Source organism: Bradyrhizobium sp. LTSP849 (assembly GCF_000938255.1).
Taxonomy (GTDB): Bacteria; Pseudomonadota; Alphaproteobacteria; order Rhizobiales; family Xanthobacteraceae; genus Bradyrhizobium.
Map to the genome: position 1 here is coordinate 135,517 of NZ_JYMR01000002.1, position 19,534 is coordinate 155,050.

General features: G+C 64.3%; 21 protein-coding genes. 10 read left to right on the top strand and 11 right to left on the bottom strand.

Annotation, left to right across the window (positions count from 1 at the left end; all coding sequences use genetic code 11):
- Positions 1 to 5: 5 nt before the first annotated feature.
- The 3 genes from UB31_RS01880 to UB31_RS01890 form a co-directional block, all read right to left on the bottom strand.
- Complete coding sequence (locus tag UB31_RS01880; protein WP_045009595.1) at positions 6 to 1,868, bottom strand: ABC-F family ATP-binding cassette domain-containing protein; 1,863 nt, start codon at positions 1,866 to 1,868, stop codon at positions 6 to 8.
- Between the two features lie 57 nt (positions 1,869 to 1,925).
- Positions 1,926 to 2,105, bottom strand: a complete 180-nt coding sequence (locus tag UB31_RS42435) for a hypothetical protein (RefSeq protein ID WP_045009596.1) — start codon at positions 2,103 to 2,105, stop codon at positions 1,926 to 1,928.
- A gap of 213 nt (positions 2,106 to 2,318) precedes the next feature.
- Positions 2,319 to 2,564, bottom strand: a complete 246-nt coding sequence (locus UB31_RS01890) for a hypothetical protein (RefSeq protein ID WP_045009597.1) — start codon at positions 2,562 to 2,564, stop codon at positions 2,319 to 2,321.
- A 323-nt stretch (positions 2,565 to 2,887) separates the two neighbouring features.
- On the opposite strand from UB31_RS01890, the gene ndk reads away from it, so the two are divergent.
- On the top strand, positions 2,888 to 3,310 hold the full coding sequence (gene ndk, locus UB31_RS01895; RefSeq protein ID WP_045009598.1) for a nucleoside-diphosphate kinase: 423 nt from the start codon (positions 2,888 to 2,890) through the stop codon (positions 3,308 to 3,310).
- A 39-nt stretch (positions 3,311 to 3,349) separates the two neighbouring features.
- Complete coding sequence (locus UB31_RS01900; protein WP_045009599.1) at positions 3,350 to 4,198, top strand: TerC family protein; 849 nt, start codon at positions 3,350 to 3,352, stop codon at positions 4,196 to 4,198.
- A 3-nt stretch (positions 4,199 to 4,201) separates the two neighbouring features.
- Here the strand turns inward: UB31_RS01900 and ppx are convergent, their stop codons facing one another.
- From ppx to UB31_RS01920, 4 genes are all read right to left on the bottom strand, one after another.
- Positions 4,202 to 5,704 (bottom strand): exopolyphosphatase, encoded by a 1,503-nt coding sequence (gene ppx, locus UB31_RS01905; RefSeq protein ID WP_045009600.1) that lies wholly within the window; start codon positions 5,702 to 5,704, stop codon positions 4,202 to 4,204.
- A gap of 15 nt (positions 5,705 to 5,719) precedes the next feature.
- Complete coding sequence (locus tag UB31_RS01910) at positions 5,720 to 7,912, bottom strand: RNA degradosome polyphosphate kinase (RefSeq protein ID WP_045009655.1); 2,193 nt, start codon at positions 7,910 to 7,912, stop codon at positions 5,720 to 5,722.
- A 144-nt stretch (positions 7,913 to 8,056) separates the two neighbouring features.
- A complete protein-coding gene (locus UB31_RS01915; RefSeq protein WP_045009656.1) occupies positions 8,057 to 8,734 on the bottom strand; it encodes a P-loop NTPase family protein in 678 nt (225 codons plus the stop codon).
- Between the two features lie 92 nt (positions 8,735 to 8,826).
- Positions 8,827 to 9,369 carry a CDP-alcohol phosphatidyltransferase family protein gene (locus tag UB31_RS01920; RefSeq protein ID WP_045000292.1) on the bottom strand — a complete coding sequence of 181 codons (543 nt, stop codon included), beginning with the start codon at positions 9,367 to 9,369 and terminating at the stop codon, positions 8,827 to 8,829.
- Between the two features lie 154 nt (positions 9,370 to 9,523).
- Between UB31_RS01920 and purM the strand changes: the two genes are divergently transcribed.
- Both purM and purN read left to right on the top strand, forming a co-directional pair.
- Positions 9,524 to 10,597 (top strand): phosphoribosylformylglycinamidine cyclo-ligase, encoded by a 1,074-nt coding sequence (purM, locus tag UB31_RS01925; protein ID WP_045009601.1) that lies wholly within the window; start codon positions 9,524 to 9,526, stop codon positions 10,595 to 10,597.
- On the top strand, positions 10,597 to 11,250 hold the full coding sequence (gene purN, locus UB31_RS01930) for a phosphoribosylglycinamide formyltransferase (protein WP_045009602.1): 654 nt from the start codon (positions 10,597 to 10,599) through the stop codon (positions 11,248 to 11,250). The genes purM and purN overlap by 1 nt, the downstream gene beginning before the upstream one ends.
- 14 nt (positions 11,251 to 11,264) lie before the next feature.
- On the opposite strand, the gene UB31_RS01935 is transcribed toward purN, so the two are convergent.
- Both UB31_RS01935 and UB31_RS01940 read right to left on the bottom strand, forming a co-directional pair.
- The gene (locus tag UB31_RS01935; RefSeq protein WP_156175135.1) at positions 11,265 to 11,549 is read right to left on the bottom strand and encodes a hypothetical protein; all 285 of its coding nucleotides are present in this window, start codon (positions 11,547 to 11,549) and stop codon (positions 11,265 to 11,267) included.
- A 29-nt stretch (positions 11,550 to 11,578) separates the two neighbouring features.
- Positions 11,579 to 11,785 carry a cold-shock protein gene (locus UB31_RS01940; RefSeq protein WP_007591938.1) on the bottom strand — a complete coding sequence of 69 codons (207 nt, stop codon included), beginning with the start codon at positions 11,783 to 11,785 and terminating at the stop codon, positions 11,579 to 11,581.
- A gap of 376 nt (positions 11,786 to 12,161) precedes the next feature.
- Between UB31_RS01940 and UB31_RS01945 the strand changes: the two genes are divergently transcribed.
- Positions 12,162 to 13,292 carry an autotransporter outer membrane beta-barrel domain-containing protein gene (locus tag UB31_RS01945; RefSeq protein ID WP_045009604.1) on the top strand — a complete coding sequence of 377 codons (1,131 nt, stop codon included), beginning with the start codon at positions 12,162 to 12,164 and terminating at the stop codon, positions 13,290 to 13,292.
- Between the two features lie 97 nt (positions 13,293 to 13,389).
- Here UB31_RS01945 and UB31_RS01950 read toward each other — a convergent pair whose 3' ends face one another.
- Entirely contained in the window at positions 13,390 to 14,430 is a 1,041-nt protein-coding gene (locus tag UB31_RS01950; protein WP_045009605.1) for a LysR family transcriptional regulator, read from the bottom strand.
- A gap of 77 nt (positions 14,431 to 14,507) precedes the next feature.
- On the opposite strand from UB31_RS01950, the gene UB31_RS01955 reads away from it, so the two are divergent.
- The 5 genes from UB31_RS01955 (at position 14,508) to UB31_RS01975 (ending at position 18,042) form a co-directional block, all read left to right on the top strand.
- The gene (locus tag UB31_RS01955; RefSeq protein ID WP_045000284.1) at positions 14,508 to 15,119 is read left to right on the top strand and encodes a hypothetical protein; all 612 of its coding nucleotides are present in this window, start codon (positions 14,508 to 14,510) and stop codon (positions 15,117 to 15,119) included.
- Positions 15,106 to 15,726 carry a GNAT family N-acetyltransferase gene (locus tag UB31_RS01960; RefSeq protein ID WP_045009606.1) on the top strand — a complete coding sequence of 207 codons (621 nt, stop codon included), beginning with the start codon at positions 15,106 to 15,108 and terminating at the stop codon, positions 15,724 to 15,726. Before UB31_RS01955 ends, UB31_RS01960 begins: the two co-directional genes overlap by 14 nt.
- 25 nt (positions 15,727 to 15,751) lie before the next feature.
- Positions 15,752 to 16,315, top strand: coding sequence for an isochorismatase family protein (locus UB31_RS01965; RefSeq protein WP_045009607.1), 564 nt, complete (start codon positions 15,752 to 15,754; stop codon positions 16,313 to 16,315).
- Between the two features lie 33 nt (positions 16,316 to 16,348).
- Positions 16,349 to 16,519, top strand: a complete 171-nt coding sequence (locus tag UB31_RS42020; protein WP_197087108.1) for a hypothetical protein — start codon at positions 16,349 to 16,351, stop codon at positions 16,517 to 16,519.
- 140 nt (positions 16,520 to 16,659) lie between these two features.
- A complete protein-coding gene (locus UB31_RS01975) occupies positions 16,660 to 18,042 on the top strand; it encodes an aspartate aminotransferase family protein (RefSeq protein ID WP_045009609.1) in 1,383 nt (460 codons plus the stop codon).
- Between the two features lie 133 nt (positions 18,043 to 18,175).
- Here the strand turns inward: UB31_RS01975 and rnd are convergent, their stop codons facing one another.
- Positions 18,176 to 19,345 (bottom strand): ribonuclease D, encoded by a 1,170-nt coding sequence (gene rnd / locus UB31_RS01980; RefSeq protein ID WP_045000276.1) that lies wholly within the window; start codon positions 19,343 to 19,345, stop codon positions 18,176 to 18,178.
- Positions 19,346 to 19,534 lie beyond the last annotated feature (189 nt).

The following is a 19,534-nucleotide window of genomic DNA, read 5'->3' on the forward strand; positions in this document are numbered from 1 at the left end:
CAGACCTACCCCGCCGCCTCGTCATACTGTGTGCTCGCCTCTAACCATTGCTCCTCGGCGCGCGCCAGCGCGTCCGCGGCATTCGCGCGTGCCTTCGACAGTTGCGCGGCCTGCTTGGGATCGCGCGTAAAAATGTCGGGAAGCGCCAGCGCGGTGTCGATCTTGGCGATGATCTCGCTGACGCGGGCGATCTCGGATTCGGCTTCCGCGATGCGCTTCTTCAGCGGGCCGCGATTATCTGATCTCGCGCGCTGCGGTTTCTCGCTCGTGGCACTGCGCTCGCGCGGGGCGGCTTCCGCGTTGCGCGAGGACAGCACCAGGCGGCGGTATTCGTCGAGGTCGCCATCGTAATTGGTCACGGTGCGGTCGGCGACGATCCAGAGCTGATCGGCGCAAGACTCGATCAGGTAGCGGTCGTGCGAGACCATGATGATCGCGCCGGGAAATTCGTTGATCGCCTCGGCAAGCGCGGCGCGGCTGTCGATGTCGAGATGGTTGGTCGGCTCATCCAGGATGATCATGTTGGGGCCGAAGAAGGTGGCAAGCCCCAACAGCAGCCGCGCCTTTTCGCCGCCCGACAATTTTCCCACCTTGGTGTCGGCCGCCTTGCCGGAAAAGCCGATCGCGCCGGCGCGCGCCCGCACCTTTGCTTCGGGCGCATCGCCCATCAGCTTGCGCACGTGATCGTAGGTGGAGGCGTCCTCGTTCAGCTCGTCGAGCTGATGCTGGGCGAAATAGGCGATCGACAGCTTGTCGGCGCGCGTCACCTTGCCGGAGAACGGCGCGAGCCGTCCGGCGAGCAGCTTGACCAGCGTCGATTTGCCGTTGCCATTGGCGCCCAGCAGCGCGATGCGGTCGTCATTGTCGATGCGCAGCGTGACGCGGCCGAGCACCGGCGTTGCCGGATCGTAGCCGACAGAGACGTTGTCGGCGGCGATGATCGGCGGCGACAGCAGCTTCTCCGGCGCCGGGAAGGTGATCTCGCGGACGTCCTGGGTCACCAGCGCATTGATCGGCTTCAGCCGCTCCAGCATTTTGACGCGGGATTGAGCCTGGCGTGCCTTCGACGCCTTGGCCTTGAAGCGGTCGACAAAGGCTTGCAGGCGGGCCCGCTCGGCCTCCTGGCGCTTGACCGCCTTGGCATCGAGCAGCTCGCGCGTGGCTCGCTGCTCTTCGAAGGAGGAGTAGGTGCCCTTGTAGAGTGTGAGCTTGCTGCGCTCCAGATGCAGGATCTGGTCGACGGAGCTTTCGAGCAGGTCGCGGTCATGGCTGATCACGATCACCGTGCGCGGATAATGCGCGAGATGATCCTCGAGCCACAGCGTGCCTTCGAGATCGAGATAGTTGGTAGGCTCGTCGAGCAGCAACAGGTCGGGCGCCGCGAACAGCGTTGCGGCCAGCGCGACGCGCATGCGCCAGCCGCCGGAGAATTCGGCGCAGGGGCGCAGCTGATCGGCAGCTGAAAAGCCGAGGCCGGAGAGGATCGCGGCCGCTCTGCTCGGGGCCGAATGCGCGTCGATGTCGACGAGCCGGGTCTGGATCTCCGCGATCCGGTGCGGATCGATCGCGCTCTCCGCTTCGTGCAGCAACGCATCGCGTTCGAGGTCGGCCTTGAGCACGACCGAGATCAGGCTTTCGGGGCCGTTCGGCGCTTCCTGCGCCAGGCTGCCGACGCGCCAGCGTGGCGGCAAGGTGACTGTGCCGTGTTCGGCCGCAAGCTCGCCGCGGATTACCTTGAACAGCGTCGACTTGCCGGTGCCATTACGCCCGACCATGCCAACGCGCGAGCCGGGCGTGATCTGCACGGAGCTCTGGTCGATCAGAAGGCGTCCGGCGAGACGGATGGAGAGGTCGGTGATGGACAGCATGCGGCCTTGTCACCGCAGCCGCGATCAAACGCAACCCGTTTTTCTATGTCCCGTCGATCAGTGCGGGCCACTATCGCGGTCGCGCCTCTTCAACTCGTCAAGGAGCTGTTCGAGATGCGTCGGGAGCCGGGGGTCGGGGCGAAGGCTCTGCTGAAGCCGTTCGCCCACGGCATCGCAAATCGAGCGACTGGTCCGCCGGTCGATCTGTTCGCTGTCATTGGCGAAAAGGCCAGTCATTGTGAGGTTCCGTGTTCTCTAGGTAACGATACGGTACCAAGTCATTGGCCCCCGAAATGGTTTCGCCAAGCGTCGGGAATGCCCGGCATTCTAGTAAAAATTGTATGAATTCGCCGTATCTGCCCAAAAACAAGGCCCCGGCGGGGGGACGCCGGGGCCTCGCTTGGAAGGTACCGTGGGGGCGCGGTACCTGAGGGAAGGTGCTGTCGGGCTTCAGTAGCAGCGGTTGATCAGCCTCCAGCGGGGTCCCCAGGGGGTCGGGACCAGCCGGCGCACATAGCAGCCGCCATAACCGTAGGAGACGGGGGCTGAGAAGCGCGGTCCGCCCCAGCCGTAGCCGCCGCCGTGCCAACCGCCACCGCCCCAGCCGCCATGCCAGTGAGCGGAGGCGGAGGTTGGTGCCAGCGCGGCACCAATCGCGACCGCGGCGACTGCAGCAAGCGAAAGTTTCCTCAACATGATGATCTCCTGAAAACTGCCGGCGCGGGGCTATCGCGTCGATGGAAAGGCCTCCCGAAACGGTCCGCCTCGGGAGGAGGCTTTGGTTTCGATGGACTTGACGTTACCCCGGCGAGGCTGAACCAAAGCCTGATGAAGCCTTCAGATTGGGTTCATCTGGGTGAAATCGTTGTAATCCATGTTGGAATTCGGCCGGGAATTCGGGTCTTGGCCCTGCGGCGAAGCGCCCGTGGGCTGCTGCGGCGGTCGCTTGCCGTATCGCGAAGGCGCCGATATAAGCCCGGCAACTCCGAACCACCGCTTTCTCCTTCAAGGACAAGATCATGGCCATCGAACGCACTTTCTCGATCATCAAGCCCGACGCGACCGCGCGTAACCTGACCGGCGCCGTGAACGCCGTGATCGAGAAAGCGGGCCTGCGCATTGTCGCGCAGAAGCGCATCCACATGACCAAGGAACAGGCCGAGACCTTCTACGCGGTCCACAAGGCCCGCCCGTTCTTCGGTGAGCTCGTCGAGTTCATGACCTCGGGCCCGGTCGTGGTCCAGGTGCTGGAAGGCGAGGGCGCCGTTGCCAAGTACCGCGACGCGATGGGTGCGACCGATCCGTCGAAGGCGGCCGACGGCACCATCCGCAAGCTCTACGCAAAGTCGATCGGCGAAAACTCGGCTCACGGCTCGGACGCCACGGAGACCGCCGCGATCGAGATCGCGCAGTTCTTCTCGGGCAACGAGATCGTCGGCTAAAAGCCGATAAGTTAAGTCGACGGGGCGAAAGGACTGATTGTGAACTGGCTCTGGCAGATCTTCGATCCCGCCACGATCGGGGCATTCTTCACCCAGTTTCGCAGTGAGATGGCCGAACCGACCTTCTGGGTCGCGGTCGGCAAGATCATCTGGATCAACATCCTGCTCTCCGGCGACAACGCGCTGGTGATTGCGCTGGCCTGCCGCGGCCTGAAGCCGCGGCACCGGCTTTGGGGCATGGTGCTCGGCGCCGGCGCCGCAGTGCTGCTGCGGATCATCTTCACCGGCATCGTCGTGAGCCTGATGGAGTTGCCGTACCTCAAGCTGGTCGGCGGTCTCGCACTGATCGTGATCGCGGCAAAGCTGCTCGTGCCGGAAAATGAGGACGAGGACGGCGTCGAGTCCGCTTCGCATCTGTGGCAGGCGGTGCAGATCGTCGTCGTCGCCGACATCGTGATGAGTCTCGACAATGTCATCGCGGTCGCCGCCGCTGCCAATGGCAGTGTGCCCCTCTTGGTGCTCGGCCTAGCCATCAGCGTTCCCCTGATCGTCGCAGGCGCGGCGCTGATCATGGCGCTGCTCTCGAAGCTGCCTTTCCTGGTCTGGGCCGGCGCGGCGCTGCTCGGCTGGATCGCGGGCGAGGTGATCGCAACCGATCCCGGCATCGCACCGAAGCTTCACACGCTATCCGAAGGTCCGTTCGGCGCCTCGCTGGACAACATGCTCGGCAGCCTGCACATCTCGCCGCAATTTGCCCATGGCGGCGGTGGCGCCGAATATCTGTTCGCCGCGCTCGGTGTCGTGGTCGTGCTGGTCGTCGGCTCGATCTGGCGCCGGCGCAGGCTGAGCCACGCCGCACTCGAGCACGCAAAAGCCTCTGCGGAATAAGCCTCAGCGCCGGACGATCGAGCCTGCGCGGCCGATCAGGCGGGCGAGCTGCTTGAAGCGGCTGCCGACGCGGTCGGCGACGAGATCGCCGAGCCGGTGCTCGAACACCAGCATCAATTTGCGGCCCTGGCTGCGGAAATGCGTGGCCGGCAGCACGCCCGGCCGCGCTGCCGAGATCAGATGCGCGACACGGAACGCCGCGCCGAGCAGACGGGCGCGTTCGAGCTGCGCCGGAGTCAGCAGCTCCTGCATCGTCAGCGGCGGCTGGTTTTCCTCACTCAGGCCTGCATAGCGATAGAACACCGACAGCCCGACAAAGGCGCGCTCGATGTGGGTGATTGCGCCGAAATTGCCGTTGACGACGAGGCTGAGCGTCTGCTCGCCGCGATGGTCGGGATGCACGCGCCAGCCGATGTCGGAGAGCAGGCAGGCGGCATGGCGCAGGCGGCGGTCCTCCTCGGTCTCGCGCAGCTTGACCACGCGCACGAGGCGGTCGGTCCAGCCGATCAGCTCGCGGGCATGGCGCGCCGAGCGCGAGAGCAGCTGGTTCAGCTCCTCCGCCGCGCAGATCAGCCCATCCTTGTTGCGCTCGGTCTCCGACAGCTTCTCGTGCAGCAGGCCCTCGCGCACACCGAAGGTCGAGAACACGATGGTCTTGGGCTTCGCCACGCGGATGATGTGTTCGAGCACCAGCGCTGCATAAGTGAGGAGAGGGCGCCGCGCATCCGCGACGATCTCGATGTCGGCGAGCATGTCGACGGCCGCAAGACGACGCAGACGGCGCGAGAAGTCGAGCGCTTCAGCCGCGGAGATGGAGTAGCCGTGCATCACCTGGAGCGGATAGCCGCTCTGGATGATGTGGATGCGCGCGAGTGCGCGCCAGGTGCCGCCGACCGCATAGAAGCTGCGGCCGCTGCCCGCCTTGAGCTGCGGCACCTCGTCGAGCGCCTCACGCACGATGCGGTCGGCGCGCTTGAGCGATTTGTGGGCGAGATCCTGGAGCGCGAGGCCGCCGAGCGGCAAGGTTATGCCGCTGCGCGCGCTGTTCCTGCGCACGTCGATCAGTTCGAGCGAGCCGCCGCCGAGATCGCCGACGATGCCGTCGGGATGATGGATGCCGGAGATCACGCCGAGCGCCGACAGCCGCGCCTCGCGCGGGCCGGACAGGATCTCGATCTTTACGGCGCAGATGCGCTCGGCCTTCGCAATGAAGTCGGGACCGTTGGAGGCGTCGCGGCACGCGGCGGTCGCGATCGCGAACACGCGGCCGACTTGCATCACCCGGCACAGCGCGCGAAACCGCTTGAGTGAGGTCAGCGCCTTGTCGACGGCGTCGGGCGCAAGCAGCCCCGTGCTCTGCACCTCACGCCCGAGGCCGCACAGCGTCTTCTCGTTGAAGATCGGAATGAGGCTCCGCGTCAGTCCCTCGTAGACGACGAGACGAACTGAGTTGGAGCCGATATCGATGACAGCGACGCTCGAGCCGCGCTTGCGCGGCCGCGTCACGTCAGCAATCCCCGATCAGGATGGATGACGTTCATTACGGCGCGTGAGACGACGCGGCGAGGATTCCTTGAGCGACTTTCCACGGCCAGACAGACTCGGATTTGTCATGAAGTAGTTGTGGACGTTGAAAGGCTCCTCGCCCTTCGCGGTCTTCATACGCGTTGAGGACCCGTCCGGCAACAATTGCCAGCTCTGCTCATTGTCCTTCAGATTCGCGACCATGATCTGTTCGAGAACCTGCTGATGCACCGTGGGATTCTGTAGCGGACACAGCACTTCGACGCGGCGGTCGAGGTTGCGCGGCATCATGTCGGCCGACGAGATATACACAGCCGCTTTGGCGCTCGGCAGGCCCTGGCCCATGCCGAAGCAGTAGATTCGGCCATGCTCCAGGAAGCGCCCGATGATCGATTTGACGCGGATGTTCTCCGACAGGCCGGGAATGCCGGGCCGCAGGCAGCAGATGCCGCGCACCACGAGCTCGATCTGGACGCCGGCTTGGGAGGCTTCGTAGAGCGCGTCGATGATGTCAGGATCGACCAGCGCATTCATCTTCATCCAGACCGCGCCGGGCTTGCCGTGACGGGCGTGTTCGGTCTCGCCCTGGATGTGCTGGATCATGCGCTTGCGCAGCGTCAGCGGAGATACCGCCATTTTTTCCAGATCGCTCGGCGCCGCATAGCCGGTGATGAAGTTGAACACGCGCGCGGCATCGCGGCCGATGGTCGGTTCCGAGGTGAAGTAGGAGAGGTCGGTGTAGATGCGCGCGGTCACGGGGTGATAATTGCCGGTGCCGGTGTGGACGTAGGTGGTGAGGCTGCCGCCCTCGCGGCGCACCACCATCGAGAGCTTTGCGTGGGTCTTCAGCTCGAGAAACCCGTAGACGACCTGGACGCCGGCGCGTTCGAGGTCGCGCGCCCAACGAATGTTGGCCTCTTCGTCAAAGCGCGCCTTCAATTCGATCAGCGCGGTGACCGACTTGCCGGCTTCGGCGGCCTCCGCAAGCGCGCGCACGATCGGCGAATTGTTGGAGGTGCGGTAGAGCGTCTGCTTGATCGCGACAACGTCGGGATCGCGCGTGGCCTGTTGGAGGAACTGCACCACCACGTCGAAGGATTCGTAGGGGTGGTGGACGACGAGGTCCTTCTGTCGGATCGCGGCAAAGATGTCGCCGCCATGCTCGCGCACGCGCTCGGGATGACGCGGCACATAAGGCGTGAATTCGAGATCGGGCCGGTCGAGCCGGGTCAGCTGCGAGAGCTCGTTCATGGCGAGCACGCCGTCGACCAGGAACACCTCGTCGTCGGCGGCCGAGAGCGCGTGCTGCACGAAGTTGCGCAGCTGCTCCGGCATCTTGGCGTCGATCTCGAGCCGGATCACCGACCCGCGGCGGCGCCGCTTCAGCGCGGTCTCGAACAGGCGGACGAGATCCTCGGCCTCCTCCTCGATTTCGAGCTCCGAGTCGCGGAGGACGCGGAAGGCGCCCTGGCCGTGGAGATTGTAGCCGGGGAACAACCGGTTGATGAACAGGGCCGTCGCCTGCTCCAGCGAGATCAGACGCACCACCTTGCCGTCGGCCGGCAGGCGGATGAAGCGGTCGATCTTGCCAGGCATACGGATCAGCGCGTTCATCTGCTTGCCGTCGACGGCGCGCGTGAGCTGGAGCGCGATGGTGAAGCCGAGGCTCGGAATGAACGGGAAGGGGTGGGCGGGATCGATCGCCAGCGGTGTCAGCAGCGGGAACACGTTGTTGAGGAAGTAGTCCTCGACCCAGGCCCGCTCAGTCTTGGTGACCTCCTTGCCGTCGACCAGCACGATGCCGACGCCGGAGAGCGTGCCGCGCAGATCGGCCCAGATCGCCTGCTGGTCGGAGGCAAGCTGCGACACGGTCTTGTTGATCAAGATGAGCTGCTCCGACGGCGTCAGGCCGTCGGGGCTGCGCTCGGCAATGCCCTCGCGCACCTGGGCCTTGATGCCGGCGACGCGGACCATGAAGAACTCGTCGAGGTTATTTGCTGAAATCGACAGGAATCGCACCCGCTCCAGCACGGGGTGGTTGGGATTGACAGATTCCTCCAGGACGCGCCGGTTGAAATGCAGCCAGGACAGCTCGCGATTGATGAACCGTTCGGGGCTCGACGCGATCGCCGGCAGGCCCTCGGCCTCCGTGGCTTTTTCTTTAATTTCAACAGCTTGCGCAGAGTCCATCAGAATCCGGTCCATCCTGTCTCGCCTTAACTTGCGACTTCTGCGCAAAACCGGCGAGAGCATGTGTGAGTGCGATGACGTTTCGATGACATTGATGTTCCGCCGCCCCACCGCGTCAAGCGGCCTGAGGGCCGAGCGTCCATATCAGCTGTCGCGCAGCAGTTCAGCGGCCAGTGCCCGGGTCACCGGTCGGCCCAGCCTGAGGGCCTCGCTGTCGAGCAGTTCCACAGCCCGGCGGGCAGCCGCCGAGGACCGCTCCAGGCGGGTGGCGAGGTAGCTGACGACGCTCTCATCGACGGAGAGCTGGCGGTCGGCGCAGAATTTGACGATCAGGCCGCGGAACAGCTGGTCGTCCGGCGGCAGCAGCGAGATCACAGGGATCGTCCGAAGCCGCGAGCGCAGGTCGCGGAGCTCGACGTCCAGCGCCGCCGGCACCTCGCGCCCCGTGAAGAGCACATAGGCGCCGTCCTCACGTGCAAGGTTCATCAGGTGGAAGAGCGCGCGCTCGTCAAAATCGTTCGCCTTGAGATCCTCGACCACCAGCGCGCCGGTGGCGAGCGCGCCCGGGACGGAAGCAGGGGTCAGCGCATTGGCCGTGGTGGAACGGGCGCCGGAATCCTCGGCCCAGATCGCGGCGAGATGGCTCTTGCCGCTGCCCTCGGGGCCGGCGAGCCACATGATCCGATTCGGCCATTCCGGCCAGCCGTCGATCAAAGCGAGGCCGGCGGCGTTGGCGGGGCCTTCGAGGAAATTGTCCCGGCTCAGGCTTTCCGCATGCGGAAGCGAAAACGCCAATTGTCGGGGATGAACGCGGCCTGACACGCTTGCTATGCTCCGTGCCGGCGCGCCGGCTTCGCTTGAAAGATTCGACTTCATCGGGTGGGAGTTGGCCTTTTGCGGGGCCGCATCCCGGCTCATTTGGCGTCGATCGTGCTCATGTGCCGCAGCCACTCGACGAGATAGAGCGACACCGAGGAGAGCGTGAAGACCGTGACCAAGCCCATCAGGATGATATCATAGGGCGCCGGCTTGAAGCCGAAGGCAAGCGCGGCCAGCACCAGCGCCGCATACGCCACCTGGGCTGCGGTGTTGAGCTTGGATACTTTCGACGGCTTCATCTCGACCGGCTTGTCGAACAACCAGGATACGATCACCGCAGTGACGATCATGATGTCGCGGGACACCACCAGGATCACGATCCAGCGCGGGATGTCACCCCAGATGCCGAGCGCCAGGTAGATTGAAACCAGCAGCGCCTTGTCGGCGAGCGGGTCGAGCAGGGCGCCGAGCTCGCTCGTCATGTTGAAGCGCTTGGCCAGGAAGCCGTCGACGGCATCGCTGATGCCTGCGATCAGGAAGACGGCGAACGCCACCTCCATTTGGCTCGACACGATGGCCCAGACGATGATTGGGACCAGCATGATGCGGCCCAACGTAATGATATTCGGAATACTCACGCGGCGCTTCCCGGCACCCGGCCTGACCTCGAATCCGGCCCCTTTGAAGGCTGAACCGGTTGATATCTACATAGTATAGGGCGGGGCGCCATGCGAGCCATTGCGCGTCCCCGGAATTCGACGTAACCAGCCGCAAACCCACTGGAAATCGGGCATGACCGACCGCAAAAACGGCCTCACTTACGCCGATTCAGGCGTCGACATCGATGCGGGCAACCGCTTGGTCGACCTGATCAAGCCGATGGTGCGCGCCACCGCACGCCCCGGGGCCGACGCCGAGATCGGTGGCTTCGGCGGCCTCTTCGACCTCAAGGCGGCCGGCTTCAAGGATCCCATCCTGGTCGCCGCCACCGACGGCGTCGGCACCAAGGTCAAGATCGCGATCGAAACCGGCATTCATGGCGGGATCGGCATCGACCTCGTCGCCATGAGCGTCAACGACCTCGTGGTGCAGGGTGCCGAGCCGCTGTTCTTCCTCGACTATTTCGCCTGCGGCAAGCTCGACCCGGAGGCGACGGCTGCGATCGTTGCCGGCGTCGCCGAGGGCTGCCGCGAGTCCGGTTGCGCCCTGATCGGCGGCGAGACCGCCGAAATGCCCGGCCTCTACAAGGATGGCGACTATGATCTCGGCGGCTTCGCGGTCGGCGCGGCAGAACGCGGTACGCTGTTGCCGCGAAAGGACATCACCGTTGGCGACGCCGTGATCGGGCTGGCCTCCTCAGGCCTGCACTCCAACGGTTTTTCGCTTGTGCGCAAGATCGTCGAGCAATCCGGCCTCGGCTTCGAGGCTCAGGCGCCGTTCTCGCCGGTCATGACGCTCGGCGGCGCGCTGCTGACGCCGACCCGGCTCTACGTCAAATCCTGCCTGCGTGCGATCCGCGAGACCGGCGCTGTGAAAGGGCTTGCCCACATCACCGGCGGCGGCTTCACCGACAACATTCCGCGCGTGCTGCCAGACCATCTCGGCGTCGGCATCGATCTGGCGCGCCTGCCGGTGCTGCCGGTGTTCAAATGGCTGGCCATACAAGCCGGCATCGCCGAGCTGGAAATGCTGCGCACCTTCAACTGCGGCATCGGCATGATCGCGATCGTCGAGCCGGACAAGGTCGACGAGGTTGTGCAGGTCTTCACCGAAGCCGGCGAGACGGTGGCGCAGCTGGGCACCGTGATCCCGGCCGAGGGCGGACATCGCGTCGTCTATAACGGCCATCTCGATCTGGCGCTGTGATGAAGCGCCGCGTCGCCATCCTGATATCGGGGCGGGGCTCCAACATGAGCGCGCTGATCAGGGCCGCGGCCGCGCCGGATTTTCCGGCTGAGATTTCGCTCGTGATCTCGAACAAGGCCGATGCGCTCGGGCTGGAGCGGGCCAAGGCGAGCGGCGTGACAACGCTGGTGATCGAGAGCAAGCCGTTCGGCAAGGACCGCGCCGGCTTCGAGGCGGTGCTGCAAGCAGCCCTCGATCAGCACGGTATCGAGCTGGTTTGCCTCGGCGGCTTCATGCGCCTGTTCACCGCTGAGTTCACCAGGTCCTGGTACGGGCGGATGCTCAACATCCATCCGTCGCTGCTGCCGTCATTCCCCGGCCTCGACCCGCACGGTCAGGCCTTGCGCGCCGGCGTCAAACTGTCTGGCGCGACAGTGCACTTCGTCATCCCCGAGACCGATGCCGGCCCGATCGTGATGCAGGGCGCGGTCCCCGTCAGCGACCACGATACGGCGGACACGCTGTCGGAGCGCATCCTAGAAGTCGAGCACCGCATCTATCCCGAAGCGCTGCGGCTGCTTGCGACCGGCAAGGTCAGCATCGTGGGCGACGTCTGCAAGACGTCGGGAAGCGGGCCATCGGAGAATTTCTTGATTGCGCCCGTCGTAGGGTAAAGACGGTCTCGGGCTCACGAGCCACGAAATAACAGATCGGCCGGTTTGTAGATTTGCCGGGGCTGATCGAACACACCTTCGAAGGCCTCATCGGGAAGCTTCGAGCCGAAAACGTCGAAAGCAGTATCCACCCCGACATCAGTGCCTGCGATAACGCGCGCCGAAGCCGAGCGTTGCTGCTTATCAGTCGTCATCGGTGGTGGCTTGGTGGTGATGGTCTGCTCCAAAGCAACGGCTTTTTTCGCTTGTATCATCCAACAATAACAAAATCCCCCGGCAGAGCCGGGGGGCAACGTCATGATCTCTCGCTTGTCAGGCTCGAGAGAAATCAGGAGACCTTGAGGTTTTCCGCGGATGCTTTGCCGCGGTTCTCCACGAGGTCGTATTCAACCACCTGGTTTTCGTTGAGGGTCGAGAGTCCGGCGCGCTCGACGGCGGAGATGTGGACGAACACGTCCTTATCGCTGCCGTTTGGCTTGATGAACCCATAGCCCTTGGTCGGGTTGAACCATTTGACGGTGCCCTTTTGTGGCATCGCAGTCTCCTCCGCTAGATACAAAAAAGACGCGGCTGCTTTTCGCATGCCACGCCACAAACGGGCTTCCGGGAGTCTGTTCGAGTCTTGAGTCTCAATGTCGCGAAACGCACAGCCGAGCGCCAATTCCGATTGTGTCCGATATTGCAACATGAAAATCGCGCGTTAGCAAGCCGTGCGCGAATTTCAAGACCGGGCCGGGCCCGTGCTTCTGCAATTTGCGACCTGTGGCCGCGGAACCACAATCGAGGGCAATGCCTCGGCTATAGCTAGCCAACCGGTTGACCCTCCGTGGCAGTTCGGCACAAATCGCCGCACGTGCGCGCCGTTCGTGTTGCATTTTTGCGGGCCGCCTTTTGCTTCGGGATTAGTCGTCATGAGCTGCCCCTCGCAGCCCTCCGGGACACGGCAAACGATCGGGCTGGACCGCGTCCGCCGGATCGTGACGGCGATCGCCATGGCGTTCGCAGTCGTCGCGGTGATGGCAGCTACGCCCAGCTTCGCACAGCGCCGTCCGCCGGTGCCGCCGCCCACGCCGTCAGCGACCTCGACCAATGACGACCAGTCCGCTGGCAACAGCACGCTCGATCTCGGCTCCGGATTTCTGGAGCGGCTCGGAAACCAGGCGTCTGGCGGCTTCAACCGGGCGTTCCGCAGCAATCCCGGCGGCGGCGGCGCGTCCGAGAGCACGGATGATCCGCGCTACCGCACCTGGTTCGAGGGCTACGGCGTCTCGGTCCGGACCGACGCGCAGGGCGATTTCGTCGGCGACAAGCGCAAGACGGTTGGCGGCGTCGCCGGCTTCGGCGCGCGGATTGCGCCGGGCGTCAATCTCGGTTTCTCCGTTGATCAGAGCCATACCGACATCGACGTGCCGCTCGCGCTCCAATCGGCAACGCTCGACCTGACCCAGGTCGGCTTCAACGGCTCGGTCGACAAGGGGCCGTGGACCTGGGCCTTCGCGGTGGTGCACGGTTTCGGCAAGGTCCATTCCAGCCGCGACACCGGTTTCGGCCTGGCGACCGCTGGCTATCGCGCCGCCGTCGACGGCGCGCTGACCGAGATCAGCTATTACTGGACCAAGGATCAGATGCGGGTCGTGCCCAAGGGCGCACTCGAATATGTCCACGCCACCGGTGCAGCGTTCCAGGAGGCTGGCGGACTTGATCCGCTCGACGTTGGCTCGAGCGCGATCTCACGCGCGCGCGTCATGATCGGCGCCGAGATCGGGCGCTACTTCATCTTCGACCAGAAGATTTTGGACCTGTCGGCCTACGGCAAGTTCGTCGACAATTTTTATCAAAACCTCGGCTCGGTCCAGGTCAGCCTCGGGACCCAGAACATCGTCGTCCCCGGCATCGGCGAGAGCCGTTACGGCATGGACGCCGGCGCCACGGCCTCGCTCAGCCTGACCAACACCGCGCGGCTCTACGTCAATTACGACGGCAAGTTCCGCAACGAGCTGACGTCGCACCAGGGCACGGTCGGTTTCGAATACAGGTTTTAGGCGCGAGCATGATCCGGAAAAGTGTGCAGCGGTTTTCCCTCGCGACAAACGCGGAACGCGTTTGCGCGGAGATCATGCTCAAAATAAGAGTTTGCGTCTATGTCGGCGTTGCCGCGACATAGCCCGTCAATCCAAAGCCCTCGCGCGCGGCCGTCATCATCGGTACCAGCGCGTTCGGATGGATGAACTCATCGCGGAAGCAGGGATAAGTCTTGGGATCGAAGATCCTCTTCAGCCAGTCGATCACGATCTTGTGGCGCTCGGAGGTGCGGAACTCCTTGTGATAGGTGAGCCAGAGATCGGCGTGGTGGCTGACGCCGAGATCGACGGCAATGAGCGGCGCACCGAGCGCGATCGACACCGTCGGCAGGAAGCCGATGCCGGCGCCGCGCTCGACCGCATAAAGCACGCCGACCGAGGAGTTTGTCTTGATCCCGACGATGCCTTCCAGCGACTTCAACCCTAGGACGCGGGCGTAGGCGCTGTCGTCGACCTGGGGCGCGCTCTGCTTGATGATGCGGTGGTTCTTCAATTCGGCAAGCGTCGCCGGCACGCCGTAGAGCTTCTCGTAGTCCTTGGAGACGAAGGGATAGATGTGCAGGCGACCGAGCTTGGCGACGATCAGATCGGGATTGGTCGGCGGCTCGAGCTGGATCGCGATGTCCGACTCCAGCCGCGCGACGTCGGCCTGCTCCATCGCGCAGCGCAGATCGACGGCGATCTTGCGATAGGTCTTCTGGAAATCGATCAGTCGCGGCAGGATCCAGAAATTGCCGGGGCCTTCCGTCACTGCGACACGCACGGTGCCCGCCGTATCGTTCGACGAGCGCGAGGCGCGCCGGAATACGTTGAAGGCGTGACGTTCCATATGCGCGACGTCGGCAATCATTGCGGTGCCTTCGTCGCTGAGCGTAAGCCCGCTCTGGTCGCGCAGGAACAGCTTGCAGTCGATGCGCTCTTCGAGCCGGTCGATGCGACGCATCAACGTCGTGGAGGTGAGTCCGAGTTCTTCGGCGGCGTTGCGGAAACTTTTATATTTTGCGCACGCTAAAAATAGCTTCAAATCATCCCAAGACGCATCCAGGGCTTCTTCACGGTGCTGCATCATCGCAGCACCCCGGTGCAATACTTGCTGCATACTCCAGATCCCCAGCCGCTAAGCTTCGCAGCGTAGCGGGCGCGAAAAGCCCCGAACGATAGAGGGGCGACATCGGTATGGAAAGGGGCTCGTTTGCCGCAAGGCATGATTTCGACGCGCTGCCGCTGAGCCCGGACGTCGAAGTCCGTTGTGCGCAATTTTCCGAAATTGCCGCACTTTGCGATATGGCGCATCGGCTGGTGCCGGGCGTGCGGGTCGGGGCGGCGGAGCTTGCGACATATGTCGCCCGCGATCCCCAGAGCCTCCTGACCTTCAGCCGAAAGGGCGATCTGCTCGGTGGCATGGCCTTCCTGTTCCTCAGCGATCGCGGGCACGATGCGTTGCTGCTCGACGAGATTTGCCTGACCGCGCCCGATACGCGCCATCTTGCCTCGGCAGACCAGGCGGTTTCCGCCATCTACATCTGGGCGATCGCGGCGACGGGGCGCGGGATCGCGGGCCTCGGCAAAGCCGCGGCTCATCTGCGCCAGATAAGATTCCGCAACGCCGACTGCTATGCGCACCCGTCAACCGTGGCCGGACGCGACATCATGAAGGCGACCGGCTTCGAGCCCGTTCCAAGTTTCCAGTCCGACCTCTGGTGTTACGAGCGCCCCTGGAACCGGCGGTCAATGCGCATGCCGGGCGCGATCATCCAAGCAAGGAGTTTTGCAGATGCACGGCACTAGGATTCCTCTCGCCAAGCCAGACTCCCGCGCCATCACTATCCGCCTCGCGCGCGATGTGGGCGATCTCATGCTTGTCACCGCCATTCGCTCCGCGGTCTATCTCGCCGAGCAAAATTGCCCGTTCGAGGAGGAGTTCGACGGCAACGACATGGTGGCCGCGCATTTCATCGGCTTCGTCGGCAACGAGCCTGCAGGCTGCCTGCGGGTGCGCTTCTTCGGCGATTTCGCCAAGGTCGAGCGGCTGGCGGTGCGTCACCAATATCGGCGCTCACGCGTCTCGTTCAAGCTGGTGCAGGCGAGCGTCGACTATGTGAAGCGCAAGGGGTTTCGCAAGATCTACGGTCAGGCCCAGGACCGGTTGGTCGATTTCTGGGCTCATTTCGGCGCCAAGCCGCTCGGCCACAACCGCAAGATCACCTTCTCGGATTTCTCCTATACGGAAATGCTGCTGGAGATCGAGCCGGGGCCGGATGCCATCACGCTGGACAGCGATCCTTACGTGATCATCCGTCCCGAGGGCGATTGGGATCGGCCGGGCGTGCTCGATGCCTCGGCGGGGCGGGCGGTGACATCGCCGCTGCGGGACCCCGCGCCCGCCTATCGCTGAAGCCGGAGCAGCTACGCGCACGACAATGTCGGTCTCCATCCACGACGATCCGCTGATCCTGGTCTGCGCGGATCTCCAGGTCGAATATCTGACCCAGGGGCGTCGCCACGTCATCCTCGACGGCGACGCCGCCACCTCGCGTTCCCTGGAACTACTGACGCTGTGGCGCAACAATCTCTGGCCGGTGATGCATCTGAAGCGCATTGCCCAGGCCGCCTGGTTCAATCCGGCATCCAGGCTGACCGATTGGATCGCCGAGACGAAGCCGCGGCCCGGTGAGATGACGTTCGAGCACCCGCTACCCTCGGCCTACAGCTCGTCGCGGTTCGGGGATTACATGTCCAGTATCCGCAACGTGCGCTGCGTTCTGATCGGCTTTTCCCTCGACGAAACCATTCTGGCCACAATTGTCGAGGGGTTTCACCGCAGCCATCGCTACCAAGTGGTTGGCGACGCCGTGGCCTGCCGGCGGCCGGGAACGGGTGAGGCGGTCGCCTACAAGCAGTCGGTGGTGAATGTCATCGGCAATTTTGCTACGATCCGGTCCAGCGCCGAACTGATCAGAACCAGCGGCGCCGTCGCGGTCTAGGTGGACGCGATCGGCGGATGGGTGGGTGGGACATTGTCACGGGGAGACGAACTCAAGGAGCTGGCGAGCGACCTGTCGCGTGCCGCCGAGACGGCACGCCGCATCGGCCTGCCGACGACCATCTATTTGCTTGCGATGGCGCTGGTCGAGGTGAGGGAGGCCGCTGAGGCTGCCGGCGGTGAGGATGACGACGGCGCGGCCTGAGGGCCGGTCCGTGTGCGGCTTTGTGCAACGCTGCTGGGCGTTTGTTGCCAACGAATTGGCGTTGCAAGTTCTGCCTCATCGCAATAGCCAAGGGATGAAGCCGGCTGCGCTGGCGACGTGAAGACCTGAGGATCCCCGCAATGTCCATGCTGCCCAATTCGCAAGAAGCCCGGGATGTGGCCTATCAGCTCCATTCCTACACCAACGCCCGCGCCCATCAGCAGGCCGGTCCCCTGGTGATCGAGCGCGGCGAGGGGCCTTACGTCTTCGACGCGTCGGGCAAGCGCTATTTCGAGGCGATGGCCGGCTTGTGGAGCGTCGGGCTCGGCTTCAACGAGAAGCGGCTGGTCGATGCCGCGCACAAGCAGATGCTGGCGCTGCCGTTCTATCACACGTTCTCCGCGAAATCGCATGGGCCCTCGATCGATCTGGCCGAGAAGCTGGTTGCGCTCGCGCCGGTGCCGATGAGCAAGGTGTTCTTCACCAATTCCGGTTCGGAGGCCAACGACACCGTCCTCAAGCTGATCGCCTACCGTTCCAACGCGCTCGGCCAGCCGCAGCGCAAGAAGGTGATCAGCCGGATGCGCGCCTATCACGGCGTCACCATCGCATCCGCAAGCCTCACCGGCCTGCCCAACAACCATCGCTCGTTCGATCTGCCGCTGCCGAACATCCTGCACACCGGCTCGCCGCACTTCTACAAGGACGGCGCGCCCGGCGAGAGCGAGGAAGCCTTCGCGACACGTCGTGCCGAGGAGCTCGACGCGCTGATCCAGAAGGAAGGGCCGGACACCATCGCGGCCTTCTTCGGCGAGCCGGTGATGGGCGCGGGCGGCGTCATCGTGCCGCCGGCGACCTATTGGGACAAGATCCAGAAAGTCCTCAACAAATACGACATCCTGCTGATCGCCGACGAGGTGATCTGCGGCTTCGGCCGCACCGGCAAGATGTTCGGCTGCGAGACCTACGGCATCAAGCCCGATGCGATCGTCGTCTCCAAGCAGATCACGTCGAGCTATTTCCCGCTGTCGGCGATTATCCTGAACGACCGCATGTTCGAGCCGATCGCGGACGAGAGCAACAAGATCGGCGTGCTCGGCCACGGCTTTACCGCGGGCGGCCATCCCGTCGGCTCGGCGATCGCGCTGGAAAATCTCAAGATCATCGAGGAGCGCGGCCTGGTCGCGCATGCCGCTGAGCTCGGTGGCTATATGCAGGGCAAGCTGCGCGAACTCACCAGCCATCCGCTGGTCGGCGAAGTCCGCGGCGTCGGCATGATCGCAGCCCTCGAGCTCGTGCTCGACAAGGGGCGCAAGACGGCAGCGGCGACGCCCGGTGCGGTCGGCGGCATGGCCAGCCGCATGCTCCAGGAGCGCGGCGTGATCTCGCGCAACATGCTGGATGCTATCGCCGTCTGCCCGCCGCTGATCGTCACCAAGGCCCAGATCGACGAGCTGATCGCCGCGATCTCGGGTGTGCTGGATGACATGAAGCCGGAAGTCGCGAAGCTGACGCCGGCGTAGGGCGGGTCCGACTCTATCACCGTCACCCTGAGGTGCTCGCCTCTTCGGCGAGCCTCGAAGGGCGACGGCCCGATCGACCGCAGCGGGGGCCGTTCATCCTTCGAGGCTCGCCATGCTGCGCATGGTGCGCACCTCAGGATGACGGCTTGACTGCCTCCACTCGCTGAACCCCGATCACGCGGCCCTTCTCGATCGCGAGCGCCAGTTCGCCGCGCTTGAGCTTCAGCGCGGCATCGCCAAACAGCTCGCGGCGCCAGCCGCGCAAGGCGGGCACGTCGGCCTCGTCGTCGGCTGCGATCTCCTCGAGATCGTCGACGGTGGCGATCACCTTGCTCGCGACCGCGTGGCGCTCTGCGGTCATGCGCAGCAGGACCTTCAGGAGCTCTACGGTCGCAGCACCGTTGGAATTGTTGCGCGGCTTCTCCAGCTTCGGCAGCGTGGTTGGATCCCGCGCCAGCCCGCGCTCGACCGCGGCAACGATGTCCGCGCCCCATTTGGACTTCTCGAACCCCTTCGGCACCGAACGCAGATGCGCGAGTTTTTCGATCGTGTTCGGGGCGTGGGTTGCGATGTCACTGATGGCCTCGTCGCGCAGCACGCGGCCGCGCGGCACGTCTCGGCTCTGCGCTTCCTGCTCGCGCCAGGCCGCGACCTCCATCAGCACCGCGAGGTCCTTCGGCTTGCGCACGCGCGTCTTCAAGCGCTCCCAAGCGCGCTCGGGGTGGAAGTCGTAGGTCTTGGGCGAGGTCAGGACTTCCATCTCGATGGAGACCCATTCGCTGCGCCGGCGCTTCTTCAGGTCGGCATCGAGTGCCGCGAACACGTCGCGCAGATGGGTGACGTCGGACACCGCGTAGTGCATCTGCTCTTTGGTCAGCGGCCGGCGCGACCAGTCGGTGAAGCGGTGGGTCTTGTCGGGGCGGTGGCCGGTGACCTTCTCGACCAGCTGGTCGTAGGCGATGCTGTCGCCGTAGCCGAGCACCATGGCCGCGACCTGGGTGTCGAACACCGGATGCGGGATAATATTGGCCTGGTGCCAGATGATCTCGATATCCTGCCGGGCGGCGTGGAACACCTTTAGCACGCTCTCATTCGCCATCAGCTCGAAGAACGGCTTGAGGTCGAGGCCCTCGGCCAGGGTGTCGATGACCATCGCTTCCTCGGCGCTTGCCATCTGCACCACGCACAGCAGCGGGTAGTAGGTGGTTTCGCGCAGGAACTCGGTATCGACAGTAATGACGGGGTGCTTGGCCAGCCGGCTGCAGGCAGCCGCGAGGTCAGCGGTGGTGGTAATCAAATCCATGAACGGCCCATGACACTTGATATCAGCCGTTCTGCCGAAAGCGCTGTGATGTCAAGGGGCTCGTAGCGAATTCGAGCCTTGCATTTGGGCCGGAATCGCACTTTTCCGCCGAAAATCCTATTCGTAGCGGATGCGCTGCGAGGGTTTTCGCGCGCAGGGCACCGCCACCACGATCACGCACATGGCGAC